Annotated in this window: 21 protein-coding genes; all 21 read left to right on the top strand. The window is 34.7% G+C overall.

The features are described from left to right. Positions 1-23 precede the first annotated feature (23 nt). The 21 genes from rpsU (at position 24) to D1606_RS04585 (ending at position 19,018) form a co-directional block, all read left to right on the top strand. Positions 24-197, top strand: a complete 174-nt coding sequence (gene rpsU / locus D1606_RS04485) for a 30S ribosomal protein S21 (RefSeq protein WP_010287987.1) — start codon at positions 24-26, stop codon at positions 195-197. Between the two features lie 241 nt (positions 198-438). After that, positions 439-2,430 carry an ABC1 kinase family protein gene (locus D1606_RS04490; RefSeq protein ID WP_119414819.1) on the top strand — a complete coding sequence of 664 codons (1,992 nt, stop codon included), beginning with the start codon at positions 439-441 and terminating at the stop codon, positions 2,428-2,430. A gap of 76 nt (positions 2,431-2,506) precedes the next feature. Beyond that, a complete protein-coding gene (locus D1606_RS04495) occupies positions 2,507-3,250 on the top strand; it encodes an NfeD family protein (protein ID WP_119414820.1) in 744 nt (247 codons plus the stop codon). Positions 3,251-3,260: 10 nt separating this feature from the next. After that, positions 3,261-4,271, top strand: a complete 1,011-nt coding sequence (gene floA, locus D1606_RS04500; protein ID WP_119414821.1) for a flotillin-like protein FloA — start codon at positions 3,261-3,263, stop codon at positions 4,269-4,271. A 26-nt stretch (positions 4,272-4,297) separates the two neighbouring features. Then, entirely contained in the window at positions 4,298-4,753 is a 456-nt protein-coding gene (locus tag D1606_RS04505; protein ID WP_119414822.1) for a hypothetical protein, read from the top strand. A 48-nt stretch (positions 4,754-4,801) separates the two neighbouring features. Then, on the top strand, positions 4,802-5,041 hold the full coding sequence (locus tag D1606_RS04510) for a hypothetical protein (protein WP_119414823.1): 240 nt from the start codon (positions 4,802-4,804) through the stop codon (positions 5,039-5,041). A 5-nt stretch (positions 5,042-5,046) separates the two neighbouring features. Further along, the gene (locus D1606_RS04515) at positions 5,047-6,165 is read left to right on the top strand and encodes a sporulation protein YqfD (RefSeq protein ID WP_119414824.1); all 1,119 of its coding nucleotides are present in this window, start codon (positions 5,047-5,049) and stop codon (positions 6,163-6,165) included. Between the two features lie 2 nt (positions 6,166-6,167). Next, the gene (locus D1606_RS04520; protein ID WP_119414825.1) at positions 6,168-7,124 is read left to right on the top strand and encodes a PhoH family protein; all 957 of its coding nucleotides are present in this window, start codon (positions 6,168-6,170) and stop codon (positions 7,122-7,124) included. 194 nt (positions 7,125-7,318) lie between these two features. Next, a complete protein-coding gene (locus D1606_RS04525) occupies positions 7,319-9,448 on the top strand; it encodes an HD family phosphohydrolase (RefSeq protein WP_119414826.1) in 2,130 nt (709 codons plus the stop codon). Positions 9,449-9,464: 16 nt separating this feature from the next. Then, a complete protein-coding gene (gene ybeY, locus D1606_RS04530) occupies positions 9,465-9,953 on the top strand; it encodes an rRNA maturation RNase YbeY (RefSeq protein ID WP_119414827.1) in 489 nt (162 codons plus the stop codon). Continuing rightward, the gene (locus D1606_RS04535) at positions 9,940-10,302 is read left to right on the top strand and encodes a diacylglycerol kinase family protein (protein ID WP_119414860.1); all 363 of its coding nucleotides are present in this window, start codon (positions 9,940-9,942) and stop codon (positions 10,300-10,302) included. Before ybeY ends, D1606_RS04535 begins: the two co-directional genes overlap by 14 nt. Before the next feature lie 10 nt (positions 10,303-10,312). Beyond that, positions 10,313-10,720 (top strand): cytidine deaminase, encoded by a 408-nt coding sequence (locus D1606_RS04540; protein ID WP_119414828.1) that lies wholly within the window; start codon positions 10,313-10,315, stop codon positions 10,718-10,720. Then, a complete protein-coding gene (era, locus tag D1606_RS04545) occupies positions 10,707-11,618 on the top strand; it encodes a GTPase Era (RefSeq protein WP_119414829.1) in 912 nt (303 codons plus the stop codon). The genes D1606_RS04540 and era overlap by 14 nt, the downstream gene beginning before the upstream one ends. Before the next feature lie 20 nt (positions 11,619-11,638). Then, entirely contained in the window at positions 11,639-12,430 is a 792-nt protein-coding gene (gene recO / locus D1606_RS04550; RefSeq protein ID WP_119414830.1) for a DNA repair protein RecO, read from the top strand. A gap of 156 nt (positions 12,431-12,586) precedes the next feature. Beyond that, entirely contained in the window at positions 12,587-12,904 is a 318-nt protein-coding gene (locus D1606_RS04555; RefSeq protein ID WP_369973749.1) for an ArsR/SmtB family transcription factor, read from the top strand. A gap of 14 nt (positions 12,905-12,918) precedes the next feature. Then, entirely contained in the window at positions 12,919-13,875 is a 957-nt protein-coding gene (locus D1606_RS04560; RefSeq protein ID WP_119414832.1) for a cation diffusion facilitator family transporter, read from the top strand. A 197-nt stretch (positions 13,876-14,072) separates the two neighbouring features. After that, complete coding sequence (locus D1606_RS04565; protein WP_119414833.1) at positions 14,073-14,891, top strand: helix-turn-helix domain-containing protein; 819 nt, start codon at positions 14,073-14,075, stop codon at positions 14,889-14,891. 128 nt (positions 14,892-15,019) lie between these two features. Then, positions 15,020-15,997 carry an ABC transporter substrate-binding protein gene (locus D1606_RS04570; RefSeq protein WP_119414834.1) on the top strand — a complete coding sequence of 326 codons (978 nt, stop codon included), beginning with the start codon at positions 15,020-15,022 and terminating at the stop codon, positions 15,995-15,997. A 198-nt stretch (positions 15,998-16,195) separates the two neighbouring features. Next, a complete protein-coding gene (locus tag D1606_RS04575) occupies positions 16,196-17,206 on the top strand; it encodes a FecCD family ABC transporter permease (protein ID WP_119414835.1) in 1,011 nt (336 codons plus the stop codon). Further along, positions 17,196-18,224, top strand: coding sequence for a FecCD family ABC transporter permease (locus D1606_RS04580; RefSeq protein WP_119414836.1), 1,029 nt, complete (start codon positions 17,196-17,198; stop codon positions 18,222-18,224). Before D1606_RS04575 ends, D1606_RS04580 begins: the two co-directional genes overlap by 11 nt. An 11-nt stretch (positions 18,225-18,235) precedes the next feature. Continuing rightward, entirely contained in the window at positions 18,236-19,018 is a 783-nt protein-coding gene (locus D1606_RS04585) for an alpha/beta hydrolase (protein WP_119414837.1), read from the top strand. Positions 19,019-19,334 lie beyond the last annotated feature (316 nt).

The raw sequence follows: 19,334 nt of genomic DNA on the forward strand, positions 1-19,334 counted from the left end.
TGTTCGGAGGGAGGGAAAAAGAGATGACAAAAACTGTCGTTAGAAAAAACGAATCGCTTGAAGATGCTCTTCGCCGCTTCAAACGTACTGTTTCTAAAAGTGGTACTATTCAAGAGGTAAGAAAACGCGAATTTTATGAAAAACCTAGCGTAAAACGCAAAAAGAAATCAGAAGCTGCACGTAAACGTAAGTGGTAATATCCATTCCTAGACAATCCCTACGTTCTAAACACGCACTATCATGATTTATTAAACTCGCAAATAATCTAAGCCGGGAAATCTTAATTGGTTTCTCGGCTTATTTATTTTTCAACAGTCTTATTACATAATTCCTTTAGCTATTCAAAAATTTGAATAGCATACTAAATGTTTTTACAAGCCTTACCAAATGTATTGTGGTTTAATAGAAGTAACGAAATTATTATGCGAAGGTGATTCCATGCATTATTTATGGACAGCTTTACAACTGATAGGAATAGGATTGCTGATCTATTTCGTTAGTGGGCGTCTTATTGGGACAAAGCTTAATTTTATCAAAAAGGTATTATCAGCTACGCTAAGCGTTGTATTTACGACATTTGTTTATTGGTACTCGTATTTGCGTCATACAGATTTTCCGAAAGAAGATATGATTCAAGAAGTCACAAATATCAGTACACTTGTTTGGATTGGAAGTATGTTGTTAATCGCCATGTTGTTTTACTTAATCCTAGAATTATTTGATCCGATTAAATTAGGAGAGCGAGGAGAACGATTAACAGGAAACCGAAATATAATAACTAGATTACGCGGTAGTTGGAGAAGACAAAGACGCCTTTCTCAAGTTTTCAGAATTGCCTTTCGACAAGGTATTGGACGGACTTTAAGCTATAAAAGGACATATGAAAATGACCGTTTTCTTGCGAGTATCTTACGAAAAACATTAGAAGATTGCGGTGGAATCTTTATCAAGTTTGGTCAAGTATTATCAACTCGAAAAGATATCCTTCCCTCTGCATATATTTTAGAATTATCAAAATTACAGCAATTTGTTAAACCAATGACAACAGAGCAAATACATGAACAATTATCAGAAAATCTATCACAACCTTTAGAGGATATTTTTAAATATTTTGATGACGAACCACTAGCAGCAGGTTCAATTGGTCAAGTACATAGAGCGCAGTTAAAAGCTAATGGTGATGAAGTGATAGTAAAAATATTACGCCCAGAAGTAGTATCAGTTATGAATCAAGATTTAGATATTCTTCTGCATTTTGCGAATTGGCTTTCAGAAGAATCTTCTTGGGCTGAAAATCTTGGCATATTTCAACTAGCAAAAGGTTTTGCTGATAATCTTCGTGAAGAGATTAATTTTGAAATTGAAGCTAGAAATATGGAACAAATAACAAATTCATTAGGCAAAAACAAAAAGATTGTAAAAATTCCTAAAATTTATAAAGAGTATAGTAATCGAATGATTTTAGTTATAGAGTTCATACAAGGGGTAAGTATAAAAGATAGCGCATTACTACTTAAACAACATAAAATTGAAGAGAAAGAATTATTGCGCTCCATTTACTTTACATTCTTACATCAGTTGCTCGTAGCGGGCGTTTTCCATGCAGATCCACACCCTGGGAATATTTATGTACTTGAGGAAACTGGTCAAGCTTGTTTCTTAGATTTTGGTGCTGTAGGAAGAATTGGACCGATACAACAACAAGGCTTACGCACGATGTTTATCGGTATTGAGCGGAATGATCCTAAAGTAGTACTTGAAGGAGTAAAGAAATTAGTTCAAGATGATAAAATCAATCATGAGGAAAATCTTTTACAAGCAATTAGCCAATTGCTTATTAAACTTTCTTATTTAGATCGAATTTCTGCAGAAGAACTTGTTCAATCTCTTTTTGCCATTATGCAGAAGCATGAGTTACGTCTATATCCAATGGTAGGTGTAGCATTACGAGCGCTAATTACTTTGGAGGGGACGTTGAATTTTTTAGATACAGATTTCGATTTGTTTTCCGAAGCAAAACTATTTACTTCAGACAACAAAAGCAAATTTCTACCTGTTTCAAATATTAGAGAAACAAAAGCTCTATTAGAACAAGAATTGATCATGTTATTACCTTCTTTAAGAGATTTACCAAGACGATTTGAAAATATGGCAGAGACCATAGAAAAAGGCAAAGTAACCGTTAAGTTAGATGTTTTTTCGGAGAAAGCCAGTAGCACATTTGTCAACCAATGGCTATCCTATTTTATGTTGTTAATCGTCGGTATAACAATTGGCATTATTTCCGTATCTTTATTGGCCATTTCACAATTCATCAATTCGGCTTCTGCCATTTATCTAAATACGGCTTCGTTCTTGGGGTTATTCTTAAGTTTAATAATTCTTGTACGGTTGTCCATTCATGCTATTAGAAATTCTAAAAAGGCATAAATGAAACTTATTGTGGATTTATCCGTATACTATAATGATAGGTTTTTAGACGGAGGAGGGGTAAATGTAAAGGAGAATGCAGAAAACAAAAATATTGATTATTGCAATGTTCTTAGTGTTTTATGTTTCTAGTCCAAGTTATGCCAGTGACAACTTAACAACTCATACGACAGATGGCATGTTACTGTGGATGACGCATCCTTTTGTTGTAGCCATTTTACTTTGTATAGCTAGTATCGGTATTGTCTTTCAGTTATTTCAACCACATTTTGGATTTGGCGGTATTATAAGCATCTTGGCGCTATTAATTTTTTACGTAATTCATATGATTACAGGATTTGCAACTTGGCAAAGTATATTTATACTGGTATTTGGTATTATTTTATTATTACTGGAGCTGATCTTGCCTGGTGGTATTGTAGGAATCATAGGGTTTGTTGCAATTATTATTAGTTTGTTGAGTTCAGGAGCAGATACGACGCATATGGCATATGCAATATTGACTGCTTTAATTATGGCAGTTTTAGGAATGGTGATTATGATGAAGTTTTTTGGTAAAAAACTGAATATGCTAAACAAAATGGTTTTAAAGGATTCAACGGATACTGAAAAAGGATATATATCCAATAAGAGTCGTACAGATTTGTTAGGATTGGAAGCGATTACGACAACACCTCTTCGTCCCTCTGGCACAGCGATGTTAGGAGATGAGCGCATTGATGTCGTATCAGAAGGTGGCTATATTGAAGCTCATAAAAAAGTCACTATTATTAAAGTAGAAGGCGTTCGTATAGTCGTACGAGAGTCTCATAAAGTATAGGAGGAGAACAATGACAGCATTAAGTGGTAGTTTCATCGTTACAATTATCGGAATTGTTGTTGCTTTTTTAGCGCTAGTAATTCTATTTACTTTTGTGCCAGTAGCATTATGGATTTCAGCATTAGCTGCAGGTGTTAAAATTAGTATTTTCACATTAATAGGGATGCGTTTACGTCGGGTTATCCCATCAAGAATTGTTAATCCTTTGATCAAAGCACATAAAGCAGGCTTACCTGTTACTATTAACCAATTAGAAAGTCACTATTTAGCAGGTGGTAATGTCGATCGAGTAGTAAATGCATTAATAGCAGCTCACCGTGCGAATATTTCTCTAACATTTGAACGTTGTGCAGCAATCGATTTAGCAGGGCGTGATGTTTTAGAGGCAGTACAAATGTCTGTTAACCCTAAAGTTATCGAAACACCATTTATCGCTGGTGTTGCGATGAATGGTATTGAAGTGAAAGCAAAAGCACGTATAACTGTTCGTGCAAATATTGACCGTTTAGTCGGTGGGGCCGGTGAAGAAACAATCGTTGCCCGTGTAGGTGAAGGGATTGTCAGTACGATTGGTAGTTCACAAAGCCATACGGATGTACTTGAAAATCCAGACTCCATTTCACAAACTGTATTATCAAAAGGATTAGACTCAGGTACAGCATTTGAAATTCTTTCCATCGATATTGCGGATGTTGATATCGGCAAGAACATTGGGGCAGAACTTCAAATTGAACAATCCCAAGCAGATAAAAATATTGCACAGGCAAAAGCCGAAGAACGTCGTGCAATGGCAGTTGCTTCTGAACAAGAGATGATTGCAAAGGTACAAGAAATGAAAGCAAAAGTAGTTGAAGCAGAAGCAGAAGTTCCTATGGCGATGGCAGAAGCTTTACGCACAGGTAATATCGGTATTATGGATTATATGAATTACAAAAACATTCAAGCTGATACAGGAATGCGTGATTCAATTGGTAAAATGAATCAAAATGGACATGACGCTAACAACACTAAGGAACAATAACTTAAACGAAGAAAGGAGGGTGTAACTTGGAAGCGATTATTTTACTCGTCATCTCTTCACTTATAGGCTATTTCTTAAAAAACAAAGAAGAGCAATCCAACACGCCTCCACCTGTTAATCGTAGAGTCCAACGCTCTGAGCCAAAGAAAATAGAGCAAACAATGCGTAGAAAGCTTACTGAAGCTTCAAAGAACGTTATACAAGAGGTAGAAAAGAAGATTCCACAGCCTGATGAGTTGAGAAAACAGGCAAATGAAATGATTCAGAAACAAGAGAGAAATATTGAAAAAAATGTTTTTGAACATTTGAATCACACTTCTTATGACCGTTCTGAAATGCTTCAAAATGTTACAAAAAAGCAAGTTGCAAAAGATGATAATAATCAAACAAACAACAGCTTTAAATTTCCTCAAACCCCAAATGAGTTAGCTCAAGCAATGGTTATGGCTGAAATTTTAGGCCCGCCTAAATCGAAAAGATAACATGCCCTCCTCTCTTTAAGCATATGCTAAAAAGAGAGGAGGTTTTTTATGTCGAAAAGGCTATTTCAAGTAATGCCTCTGGTCGAAATTGAAAACTTCCAGCATATGCGAATCAGAGGAGATTTATTGCTTGAGACAATTGCAGATAACCATATGATTTTTATACATGAAGATTATCGTATAAAAATTGAAGCAGATTCATTTCATGTAAAGCTTCTTCGAGATGAGCTTTTAGCACTTGACATGGAAAACTTAAAAAAAATTGAGCTAACCAGAATAGAGGATTAGGAAGTATGAAAAAAAGTCGAGAATATCGTATTGTTCGCATTCGTATTAAACGAACGAAAAGAGTCCCAGCTTTTTTAACTGCCTTAACAAAAAATAATATTGTCTTACGTCATCTTATCACTACAGAAAATGAAGTATCATTCCATACAACTAGAAAAAATTTACGTATAATTAGGAAACTACGGTATCAATATGGTATTACATTCCGCATTGAATCATTAGATGATGACCACGTTTTAAGAAAAGAATGGATTGTCTATGCCGGTTTACTGATATTATTCGCAATTCCTTTTTTCTTTTCACAGTGGATATGGCAAGTTTCAGTTGAAAATGCTACACCTGAACAGACGGATGAATTATTTGAAACATTACATGAAATGCATCTTGCAGGACCATTTCTGAAAAGGGATAAACCTGATGACACTATAATTAGGCAGAATATATTGACAAAGCATCGTGATTTATCTTGGGTACACATCCATCGCAGAGGGAGCAGAATAATATTTGAACCTCTGGCTGCACCTATTATTGAAAATGAAGTCATTAATGACCCTATTAAAGGAAATTTAATTGCTAAAAAAAATGGTGTTGTTACTCATTTTAATTTATCGAAAGGTGAACGAGTAGTAGAAGAAAATGATGCTGTAAAAAATGGACAATTATTAGTAACTGGAATTTTAAAACGTGGTGAAAAGGATATCATTTATGGAGCAGAAGGTGAAGTTTATGCTGATTATTGGATAGAATCAGAGTTTTCGTTACCCAAGGAGATTACTTATCAAACCATGGGGGAAAAAACATATCATTTCCGTTGGGCAAATGAAAAAAAGACTGAAAAAGAATGGAAAGTTGCAAACCTTCCAAAATGGTTTTCAATGATTGGGGAAGTTTATATACAACAAGAATTGATTAAAAAGAAGGTGACAATCGATGAAAAATCAGTGGAGGATTTTGTGATACCACTATTGCATCAAAAGTATTTAGAAAAATTACCCCGTAAAACAGTCGTTAAACAAGAAAAACTTTTGAATGTTACAATTGATAATGATACAGTAAAGGGGAAAGTATTGTTTTTAGTAAATGAAAATATTGCGATTAAACAAGCGATTAACCAAGGAGATTGAGCATGACAGAACAACAACCTATTCAATTACAAATGCAAGATCCAAACGAAGCAGTCATGCTTCTGGGCATATCTGATGCCAATTTAAAATTAATCGAAGAAGCTTTCCAAATTCAGATGATTACCCGCGGTGATTCAATTGTCATTGTTGGAGAAGAAGAAAATAAACAACACGCAAGTCAATTAGTACAGCAATTATTAAAAGTTATTCGTAAAGGTATTAACATTAATCAGCGCGATGTTGTCTCTGCACTTGAGATGTCTAAAACAGGAACGATTGAATATTTTGCGGAGCTCTATGATGAAGTTATTGCGCGGAATACAAAAGGAAAAGCTATACGAGCAAAAACAATAGGTCAAAGACAGTATATTCAAGCAATTCGCCATAAGGATCTAGTATTTTGTATTGGGCCAGCAGGAACAGGGAAGACATACTTAGCTGTTGTGATGGCAGTTCAAGCTTTAAAAAATAGTCAAGTAAAACGAATAATCTTGACAAGACCAGCTGTAGAAGCCGGTGAAAGTTTAGGCTTTTTACCAGGAGATTTAAAAGAAAAAGTTGACCCATATTTAAGACCGTTATATGATGCGTTACATGATGTATTAGGCGCAGAACAAACAGGACGTATGATTGAACGTGGAACAATTGAAATCGCACCACTCGCGTACATGCGTGGAAGAACATTGGATGATGCTTTTGTCATTCTTGATGAAGCACAAAATACAACGGAAGCACAGATGAAAATGTTCTTAACACGATTAGGATTTGGATCTAAAATGGTGATTACTGGTGATGAAACACAAATTGACTTACCACATGGAGCAAAATCAGGTCTAATTAGTGCAGAAAAAACGTTGCGCCACGTTAAAAATATTGAATTCAGAATTTTAGAACAAGGTGATGTTGTCCGACATCCGCTTGTTGCAAAAATAATTCAAGCATACGAACAACAAAAATAGCATGAAATCAGAGGTGCAATTGTATCTCTGATTTTTTGCATTTCTTAAAAAATAAAAAGCCACCTATAATAGTGATTGAACCGTACATAGAACTTTCCATTTAAAGGATAAATAAAATAATTTTACTAATATTCTATAAAATAATGATGGAAAATCTCTTTTCTATTGGTATGATAAGAAGAGGAGGTGACGAGATGATTAATATCATAAAAACACTCAACCAATATGTACGTTTCCCCTTATTACTAGCAAGTTTATTATTTCTAACGGGAATCATACAATTTTTCTTAATGGTCAAGGATATTGAAGGGGAGCAATATGACATTAAATTATTCCAATTGTCACCTGAAACAATTCGCTCCACCAAAACAATAGAAGATACGGAAAAAACGGAAAGTGACAGAGAAAAAATTGCTAGCGAAGTTAAGCCTGTTTATACTTTTTCGCCTGATATTGCTAAAAACCAAGCAGCAATTATTAGTTCTACATTTGATTACATAATTGAAGTTCAAAAGACGATTAATAAAGAAAAGAGCAAATCTAAAAAAGACATAGAAAAGGAAGAACAGATAAAAAATTTAAGAAATAAACTAGATGAGATTAGTACAAATGGACAAACTGTTCGATTAACTGGTCAAGAAATATCAACATTACTCGCGCAAAATGAAGAAGATCTTATTAAAACAAGAGATACTTTGACTTCTATTATCACTAAATCTTTATCGGAGCCTATTCGTCAAGAACAAGTATCAGATGAAAAAGCAAGTGTAGAAAAAATAGTTCGAGGAAGTTATACAATACCTGAAAGTATTCAATCTATTGCTATAACATTAGCCAGAACATCTATTGTAGAGACTGAAAAAAAGGATAATAAGTTAACGAAAGAAAGAATTGAGCAAGAAAAGGCAAATGTCGACCCAACAAGAATTCTACAAGGTCAAATTATTGTACAAGAAGGACAACTGATTGATAGAGAAGTATATCACCAATTGGAAATAACAGGGATGCTGTCAAATCAGCAATCTAAGAAACCGATTGTTGGATTAGGGCTTTTTATCTTCTTACAAATGGCTTTCTTTTATGTAGCATTTTATAATTGGAAAGCTGATAAAAAGTTAAAAACACGTAATTTAATTATTACAATGATTGTATATTTAACTTCTATCATTGTGATGGAATTATTAAATTTAGTTTCGAGTGACTTTGATGTGACAATTGGTTTTCTATTCCCGGCGGCAGTCGTACCTATGCTTATTCGAGTTTTGGTGAACGAACGTATTGCATTGCTGACCACTATTATGACAGCAGCTGTTGGAGGAATTGTCTTCCAAGAAGGTTATTCTTCTGTTATGCAAATGGAAGTATCTCTATATATTATCTTCAGCGGATTTGCTAGTATTTATTTTATGCGAAATGCCAAGAAGAGATCTAGTGTGATGACAACAAGCTTATATGTAGCTGCAGTAAATATTGCCTTTATCGCATTTTATTTGCTTTTATCTCAGTCCAATTACGAGGTAAGAGAATTAGCTTACTATTTATTAGCAGCAATTGTTTCAGCTATTTTATCGGGAGCATTGATGCTTGGATTACTTCCTTTCATTGAATCAGCATTTGGATTGTTATCTACGTATCGCTTGATTGAACTATCTAATCCAAATCATCCATTATTAAAGAAGATTTTAGTAGAAACACCTGGTACTTATCATCATAGTGTGATGGTAGCAAATTTAGCAGACGCTGCTTGTGAAGCAATTGGAGCTGATGGCTTACTAGCTCGAGTAGGTTGTTATTATCATGATATTGGAAAGACAAAAAGGCCAGGCTTTTTTGTGGAAAATCAAATGTCAGGTATTAACCCACATGATCAGCTCCCACCGAATACAAGTAAAGATATAATTATTGCACATGTGGAAGATGGTGTTAAAATATTAGAGCAGCATAAAATGCCAAAGGAAATTGTAGATATTGCAAGACAACATCATGGTACAAGCTTGGTGAAATTCTTTTACTTTAAAGAGAAAGAAAATAACCCAGATGTGGAGGAATCAGCATTTCGTTATGCTGGACCTAAGCCACAAACGAAAGAAATTGCTATAATAAGTGTAGCAGATAGTGTAGAAGCTGCTGTACGCTCGATGAAGAATCCAACATCGGAAGGTATCAGACAGCTTGTTCACAATATCGTACAAGATAAATTGCTAGACGGACAGTTTGATGAATGTGATCTTTCTATCCGTGAACTGAAAACGGCTGAACGCGTTTTTTGTGAAACTTTAAATGGAACCTTCCATTCACGTATCGAATATCCGAAGCCAAAATAAGCCTAGGAGGCATAAAATGAGTTTGAATATTGATTTTTTAGATGAAACAGGAAAAGTAAAGGAATCTGATATTGCATTAGTGGAAAATCTTTTGCAACATGCAGCGAAGATTGAAAATATTGAAGATGGTACAGAAATCTCCATTACTTTCGTCACTAACGAAGAAATCCATAAGATTAACCGAGAGTACCGCCACAAAGATGCGCCAACAGATGTTATTTCTTTTGCTCTTGAAGAAGTGGGCGAAGGTGAAACACCTATTATTGCAGAAGGAATGCCACGTATTTTAGGCGATGTCATTATTTCAATTGATCGTACAAGAGAACAAGCAGAAGAATACGGCCATTCATTTGAACGTGAACTTGGTTTTCTAGCTGTACATGGTTTTCTACATGTTCTTGGCTATGATCATATGGTTCCTGAAGATGAAAAAGTGATGTTTGGAAAACAAGATGAGATATTAGAATCCTATGGATTATCTCGTGAAAATAATGATCGTGCGTAAGTTTTTACATTCCTTTAAATATGCGATTGAAGGCATTAAACAAGTAATGGTCGAACAAAATTTTCGTTTTGACTTAATGATGGTGTTTATTGTTGTAGTAGCAGGTGTATTTACAGGCCTATCTCAGCTAGAATGGATTATATTAATCGTTGTGATGGCTATTATGCTGTCACTTGAAATGATGAATACAGCTATTGAGAGGGTTGTTGACCTTGCTTCTCCTGGAATACACCCATTAGCAAAGGCTGCAAAAGATATAGCAGCAGGGGCTGTGCTTGTTTTTGCTTGTGCAAGTGTTATAATCGGTATACTTATCTTTATACCGAAATGGATAAATTTATGGGATTGAGGTGTATGAAATGGAAAAAGAACAGTTAATAGAACTTGCAAAAGAAGGCCGCGAAAAAGCTTATGTTCCATATTCAAAATTTAAAGTAGGAGCAGCGCTGTTAACAACTGACGGCAAAGTATTTAAAGGCTGTAATATTGAAAACTCTGGTTATTCTATGACTAACTGTGCTGAACGTACTGCAATGTTCAAAGCTGTTTCTGAGGGTGAAAGAGATTTTGCTGCAATTGCAATTGTTGCAGATACAGAAGGTCCTTGTTCACCATGCGGAGCATGTCGACAAGTTATTTCAGAGTTTTGTGCACCGAATATGCCAGTTTACTTAACAAATATGAAAGGCGATGTGCAAGAAACAACTGTAAAAGAGTTGTTACCAGGCGCATTTTCACCGGAGGATTTATTGAATGCAGGAAAATAAAGTTTTTAAATCAGGATTTGTCACAATTGTTGGACGTCCAAACGTAGGAAAATCTACATTTTTAAATAATGTCATCGGACAAAAAATCGCAATCATGAGTGACAAACCACAAACTACTCGAAACAAAGTTCAAGGTGTTTATACAACAGATGATGCTCAAATGATTTTCATTGATACACCAGGAATTCATAAACCAAAACATAAACTAGGCGAATTCATGTTAAAAGTATCTAAAAATGCTTTGCGTGAAGTTGAAGCTATTATGTTCATGGTAAATGCGACTCAAAAACTTGGCGCAGGTGACAAATATGTAATGGAAATGCTAAAAGGCACGAAAACACCTGTCTTTTTAGTAGTCAATAAAATAGATGCAGTGCATCCTGATGAGCTTTTGAATATTATCGATTCGTATAAAGCAGAATTCGAATTTGCAGAAATTGTACCTATTTCAGCACTACAAGGGAACAATGTACAACAACTACTTGATACATTGAAAAAGTACTTACCAGAAGGCCCACAATATTACCCAGCAGATCAAGTAACAGACCATCCTGAACGATTTATAATTGCAGAGTTAATACGTGAGAAGGTATTGCATTTAACACGCGATGAAGTACCACATTCTATAGCTGTTGAAATTGAAAAAATTGCAAAAGATGAAAATAAGGACTTAGTACGCATCAATGCTTCTATTATTGTTGAACGTGATTCACAAAAAGGAATCGTCATTGGTAAACGTGGTGCCTTGTTAAAAGAAATTGGTACACGTGCTCGTAAAGACATTGAAACATTACTTGGAAGTAAAGTCTATTTAGAACTTTGGGTCAAAGTACAAAAAGACTGGCGTGACCGTGCATCACAACTTCGTGATTATGGATACCGTGATGATGAATACTAGGAAATAGGAAGTGAAGACAATTGCTGAATAAATGGGAAGGCATTGTCTTAAAAACACGACCGTATGGCGAAACAAATAAAGTCGTCACACTAATGACAAGAGAGGTTGGCAAAGTTGCAGCAATGGCTAGAGGAGCAAAAAAACCGTCTAGCCGTTTAGCTGCGATTAGCCAACCCTTTGTACATGGTACTTTTATGATTCAACAAGGCCGTGGCATGGGGACATTGCAACAAGGGGAACCTTTAGAATCTATGCGGCATATTCAAGAAGATATTGTAGCAACAGCATACGCTAGCTATGTTGTTGAAATTATTGATCGTTTAGTAGAATCTGAAAAACCAGAACCCTATGCATTTGATGTATTAACACAAGCACTACATGCAATAGAAGAAGGATATGATCCAGAAGCAATTGCCATGTTCGTAGAGTGGAAAATGTTACCTTACACAGGCGTACAGCCTATTCTACATGCATGTGCAAGTTGTGGTTCAGTTGAAGGAGAATTTGCGTTTTCGTTTACACAGGGAGGTTTCCTATGCCACCGTTGCTTCCAACGAGATCCATATCTTATCCGTTTAACACCAACACAGCTAAAGCTTATAAGGATGTTCTATAGTGTACCAATAGACCAAATTGGTAAGCTAACTTTAAAAAAAGAAACAAAGAAATTTATCCGTAAAATTGTTACGACTATATATGAAGAACAAACGGGTATGCGCTTTAAAAGTCGCTCATTTATAGACCAATTAGAACGCACCCCATTACTGTTCGATGCACACTTTACTAAGGACGAGGAAGATCATCAATCATAAAAAGCTTCGATACTAGCTATAAAAAGCTATATCGTGGCTTTTTGTTTTTTATTCAATTGTTTTGACTTTTTCAATTCATCGTACATATAATATGTATATATGAACAACTAATCATATAAAGAATCTAAGAACATTAAAAAAGGGGGCGTTCACGTGATTGAGGAACAAATTTCATTCAATAATGAAGATTTAGATGAAGAAATTTTATTTTTAGTATCTCAAACATTTAAAGCAATCAGTGATCCAACTCGAATTCGTATTTTAAACTTATTGAGTAAAAAAGAATGTTCTGTTAGTGAACTTGGTGAGAAGTTAAATTTAAAACAGTCTACTGTTTCTCATCAATTAAGTTTTTTGAAAAATTTAAGATTAGTGAAATTCCGTCGCGAAGGGACGACAGTTTTTTATTCACAAGATGATGCGCATGTCATGGCCATTCTACAACAAACGATTGAGCATGCGAAACATAATTAGAGGTGAAATGAATAATGGGACATTCACATGAGCACGGTCACAGTCATGATCATACACATGGTGCAAACAAAAAGACCTTAATGATAGCTTTCATAATTATTACATCTTATATGATAGTTGAAGTTGTAGGTGGTCTTTACACAAACAGCCTAGCACTGTTATCTGATGCGGGGCATATGTTAAGTGATGCCATTGCACTTGGGGTGGGTGTATTAGCCTTTACGATAAGTGAGAAGGTGGCTAATAATAGAAATACGTATGGATATAAACGCTTTGAAATTTTAGCAGCTGTTTTCAATGGTGTGACATTAATTTTAATAGCTATTTTTATATGTGTAGAAGCAATACAACGCTTTACGAAACCACAGGAAATTGCTTCAAGTGGTATGCTTATCATTGCAATAATCGGTTTATTGGTAAACATCCTTGTTGCGTGGATCTTAATGCGTGGTGGTGATACACATGATAATTTGAACATGCGTGCCGCTTTTTTACATGTCATTAGTGATATGTTAGGCTCTGTCGGTGCAATTATCGCGGCTATTCTTATCATGTTATTCGGTTGGGAATGGGCAGACCCGGTTGCCAGTATAATTGTAGCAATACTTGTTTTAACAAGTGGATGGCGTGTTACGAAAGCTTCTATACATGTGTTGATGGAAGGGACGCCTTCGAATGTTGAGACAGATGATATTATTAGTACTTTCCAAACAACGGAGGGCATACTTGCTATTCATGATTTACACATATGGAGTATTACAAGTGGTCAAAATGCACTTTCTTGCCATGTAGTTGTAGATGGAAAGCTTACAGTAAAAGATAGCCAAATTATTTTACAAGAACTCGAACATAAATTATTGCACTTAGGGATAGGGCATATGACAGTTCAATTAGAAAATGACCGACACAAACATGATAATACAATCCTTTGTAAATTAGAAGAAAGACATAGTCATCATCATGAACATTAAAAAACATTTAAAAATAATATAAGTAGAGAAAATTCATGAACATGAAATGCACCCCGATTGATAAAAAATCAAACGGTGGTGCATTTTTTTATAGTAGCATTAATAGCAGTTTTCCTTTAAAAAATCTTTACAATTCACTTTCTACATATTACCATGTTAATTGATAATCGTTTTCAATTGTGGGTGAGAATAGAAAAATGGACATTTCATTAAATGAGATTATAAATTATTATGCAAATGCATCTGTATCTTTTTCCAATATATTTGTTGCCAATTTAAATCCAGGTAAGAGTGATGTAGGACGTAGGACAGCACCTGGAATGTGTGGTCTTATTATCCCTTTGCAAGGAAGTGCAAATTTTACATTGAATAATCAAACCTTTGCAATGGGGATAGGTACAATCGTCCATGCAGGGCCCCAAATGAGTATAAAAGTAGATAATTCAAGCGAGAAAATTTGGAGGTATGTGGTATTACATTATGAAATCCCAGCTAAAGAGAAGGAAGTATATCAGCTTTATCATCAACATTTTTCTTTAAAAGTGGACAATCAAACAAGAATTACTCGATATATTAAAGAGTTAATAAAGGCGTATTCTGTTCCAGGTCCCATCTCTAAAATTACGGCGAGAACATTGTTCCATCAAATTATTGAAGAACTAGTGCAGGGTGCAAAACGAAACAGTAAATCCGATAGGGACACAGTAATTGAACAAGCGGTGGATTTTATGCATCAACATTATACAGAGAAAATTTCAGTAGCAGAAATTTCAAAGCGTTTTAAAATAAATAGACGTCGTTTTACAGAATTATTTGAACGACATACTGGGTTAAATCCATCAAATTATATCATCGAATTAAGGATGAAAGAGGCAAAAGAGATGCTTCGTCAGAGTGATCTTTCCATAGCAGTAATTGCCTTTCAATTAAGCTATGATGATCCATTTTACTTTAGTAGAATATTTAAAAAATATGTAGGTGTATCTCCGACAGCATATCGCAGAGAGATTACATAAATCGGCAAAAGTCCATGCGAAAAAACATTTTGTCCATTCTCATTTTCTAATCTTTTTGGTAAATTAATAATCGGCAATGATAATCATTATCAATAAATGAAAATTTATAATTTACTAGGAGGATCAATATGGGGAAATATTGGAAATTAGGAGCGGTTGCTTTACTTTCTTTAGCAATTGCAACAGGATGCAATTCAAACAGTGATACAAAAAAATCAAATGATACAAAAGTATCGGAAAGTAGTGCAAGTGCTGACAAGGAATCTACTACAAAACAAATTACATACCTTGGTAAGGAATATACAGTGCCAGCTAAAACAGATAATATTATCGCAGCAAGTTTAGAATCTATGGAAGATGCTGCAGTTCTTGGTGTCAAGCCAACAGGTGTTGTTTCAATAGCCGGAAACGATATGCCAGAATATCTTAAAGATGACTTTGATGGAGCGACTGTTGTGGGAAATAAATTTGAACCAAATGCAGAAGCTATGCTAAAGCTTGAACCAGATGTCATTTTAGCTTCTGATAAAATGGATGCAAAAAAATTAGCTAAATATGATAAAGTGGCAACAACCTTCCCATACACTTTTGTTGCAGAAAAATGGCGTGAAAACTTGCAATTATTAGGTCAATTGACAGGTAAAGAAAACCAAGCGGATAAAGTAATTAGTGATTATGAAACAAAAGTAGCTGAATTAAAAGATAAAGCGGTTAAAGAACTAAAAGATAAAAAAGTAATGATTATCCGTGTTCGTGGTACCATGATGGCTTATGGCCCTTCTCTTTATTTAAATCCTGTTTTATATGATGATTTAGGACTTGAGGTACCAAAAGAAATAGCAGATGCAAAAACACAAATGGAATTATCATACGAAACATTATCAAAAATCAATCCTGATGTGATCTTCCTTCAATTTGACGAATCGGAAAATACTAAAACACCAAAAGCATTAGATGAAGTATTAAAAAATGATATCTTCAAAAGTGTAAATGCTGCTAAAAATGACAAAGTATTTGTCAATAGTATTTCTCCTTCAGCACAAGGAGGAACAGCTTGGTCTAAAACAAGATTTTTAGATGCAATCTCTAAAGACCTTCTAAAATAGTAAGTTTGAAAAAGCGAATAGCCTAATGCTTTTCAGTCAATTGACCCAAACGTATCTTAAAAGCTTAGTTTGATTTGTCCATTTTATCAACAAAGCAGTTGGAGAGAATCTATTTTTCTCGTCCATCTGCTCTTTTTCTCATTATTAAAACACTATATTTTTGAAAGTGTATTCTTTTTATATAAATGAGGTGTCACAATGAATAAACAGCGCTGGAATGCAATTGTTATTTCTTTTGTATCACCAGTTTTAATCATAGCTGTTATGATTGTTTCTATCATACTAGGTACAAAGGATATTCCTTTGTCAACGGTTTGGCAGGCAATCATAAACTATGATGCAACAAATGTAAATCACCAAATAATTTGGACGAGTAGACTTCCAAGAGCTGTAGCAGTAGCGATTGTTGGAGCATTTTTAGCAGTCGCTGGTGCAATTATGCAAGGGATTACAAGGAATTATCTTGCGTCTCCATCATTAATGGGCGTGAATGATGGCTCAGCTTTTGTTATTACATTAGCAATGATTTTTTTACCTGGACTTGCGAATTACCAATTAATCTTACTTTCAATGCTAGGTTCTGCTTTAGGCGCAGGGCTTGTTTTTGGATTTGGGTCGCTTATTCGGAATGGATTGTCACCAGTTAGACTAGCGATTATAGGGACAGTTATAGGTACTTTTCTAAGTAGTATAGCGACAGCGATTGCAATGTATTTTCAAGCATCTCAATCTATTAGTTCTTGGTATAATACTAAAATTCATATGGTCGATCCTAAATTATTGATCATTTCCATTCCATTTGGCGTTCTTGGCTTAATACTTGCAATAGCTAGTTCTAAATCTATTACGATAACATCATTAGGAGAAGATATAGCTACAGGTTTAGGGCAAAATACGAAATGGATCAAAATCATTTGCATGATAGCTGTGGTTTGTTTAACGGGAACAGCAGTAGCTCTTGTTGGTAAAATTGGATTTGTTGGATTAGTAATTCCGCATATTACTCGCTTTTTAGTAGGAGTAGATTATCGTAGAATTATTCCTTTCTCAGCACTTTTAGGTGCGATGTATTTATCTTTATGTGACTTAATTAGTCGCTATATAAACTTTCCGTTTGAAACGCCAATTGGAGTAGTTACATCATTGATTGGTGTACCATTTTTCTTATATTTAATTCGTCCGCATGGAGGTGGGAAACATGCGGCATAAAAAACTTACAACATCTCTAATAGCAGTATTGTTGCTAGGTTGCATTGCTCTTGCAAGCTATATACATATTACAAATGGCGTCTTTGATATTAGTGTAAAAGATGTTTTAAAAACAATTTTAGGATTTGAAGATGATGAACGGTTTAAACTAGTTATTTTTGAATTTAGGTTACCACGCATTATTATTGCGGCCATCGTAGGAGTAGGATTAGCTCTTGCTGGTGTTGTATTACAAGGGATTACGAGAAACCCATTGGCAGATCCAGGGATTCTAGGCATAAATGCAGGAGCAGGGACAGCTATTGTATTGTTTATGTTTTTCTTTCAAATTCAAGTAGTTCAGGCAGATATTCAGAACTGGCTAGCTGTTATGATGATGCCTATTTTCGGTTTTGTTGGAGGAGGATTAGCAGCTGCTATTATATTCTCATTCGCTTATAAACAAAAACGACTTGATATGCAAAGGCTCATTTTAACAGGAATCGCGATTAACAGTGGTTTTAGTGCATTGTCATTATTCTTTTCTTTAAAGATGAATGCATCTGATTTTGAAGCGGCAGCAGTTTGGATGAATGGTTCCATTTATAATGCTGATTGGATGTTTATTTGGACAATTTTACCATGGGTAGTCATTTTGGCTATCTATATTTTTTATAAAGCGCATCTCTTAGATTACTTCCAACTAGGGGAAGAGAATATGATCAGTTTAGGGATTAAAACAGAGAGCGAAAAAAGAAAGTTAATGATTGCAAGTGTTGGTTTAGTAAGTGCTTGTGTATCTGTTTCGGGAAGCATTGGGTTTATCGGCCTAATGGCTCCTCATATCGCAAAACAGCTTGTTGGAAATCATCACCGCTCTGTTGTCATTATTAGTGCATTAATGGGAGCTTTTCTTTTAATTTTCGCAGATTTTATCGGCAAAACGGTATTTGCACCTTTAGAATTATCAGTTGGGATAGTTGTATCTATCATCGGTATTCCGTATTTTCTTTATTTACTAATTAAGACTAAGGCTTAGGAGGATTATAAATGGCCCCAAGTATAGAGACTTTTAAAATACATTCTACGTGTGCAGATTATACGTATACTGTTCAAATTTATATTCCTGAGAATGTAAAAAATTCAGATCAGTTGCCTATTTATTATATTTTAGATGGTAGTTCATATTTTACATTTGCCAATCAAACGATTAAATTGCAATGTTTAAATTCACCCAAGACAAAGGTTTGTCCGGCAATTGTCGTAAGTATTGAGCATGGTGAGGATATGCGAGATCGTCGCTTTTATGATTTTACTGCACCGGCGAAGGTGTATATATATCCCCAGCGTTTATTGCAAAAGGGAAAGGTTCGTAAAAATGGAGGAGCAACAAAATTTACTCAATTTCTCATGAGAGAATTGAAACCGGCAATACATGAAAAATTTCCAAACCATGGTGATGAAATTATATTCGGTCACTCTCTTGCAGGGTATTATGTACTCTGGCTTTTGTTTATGAATAAGCATTATTTTGACCGTTACATTGCATTTAGTCCATCTATTTGGTGGAACCAATATGAAATAGAAAATTTAGCGCAATCATTTATAAATGATCAAGATTGTAAAGTTTCTCCCTTATTTGTGGCTGTTGGGAGTGAAGAAGGATTTATGGTTGAAGATTCGGAAAAGATGCACGAATTACTTCAACCAAGATTTATGAACAATATTTCTTTTTATAAAGCAGAAGATGAAAATCATGCATCTGTTGTACCTACTGCAATAAGTAGGGCAATGCGCTTTATGACGACTGTAAAAGTCGAAATACCATCCTAGTTCTGTAAAATTACTGATTGTCGCCACAATGTTATATATTATTCAACTATACTCAAAAAGAGTATTTGAAAATGATTAATAGCATGAACTTTTTGGGGGATTACAATGATTTCCCCATACCATATCAATTTCTTTAAATCGATAAGGTAAATGAAATACTCCTCATAGTCTAAACAAATTTTATTTGTTAACTAATGAGGAGTATTTTTTATTTTTTAGAGGTATTTCATTGATTGACTAGTTTCATATATTTCTAGGTTTTCGTACACTTTGAAGCTTCCCTCATTCGCATACAATAACAGTATCTTATTGTAGA

Source organism: Rummeliibacillus sp. POC4 (assembly GCF_003576525.1).
In the GTDB taxonomy this organism is placed as follows: domain Bacteria; phylum Bacillota; class Bacilli; order Bacillales_A; family Planococcaceae; genus Rummeliibacillus.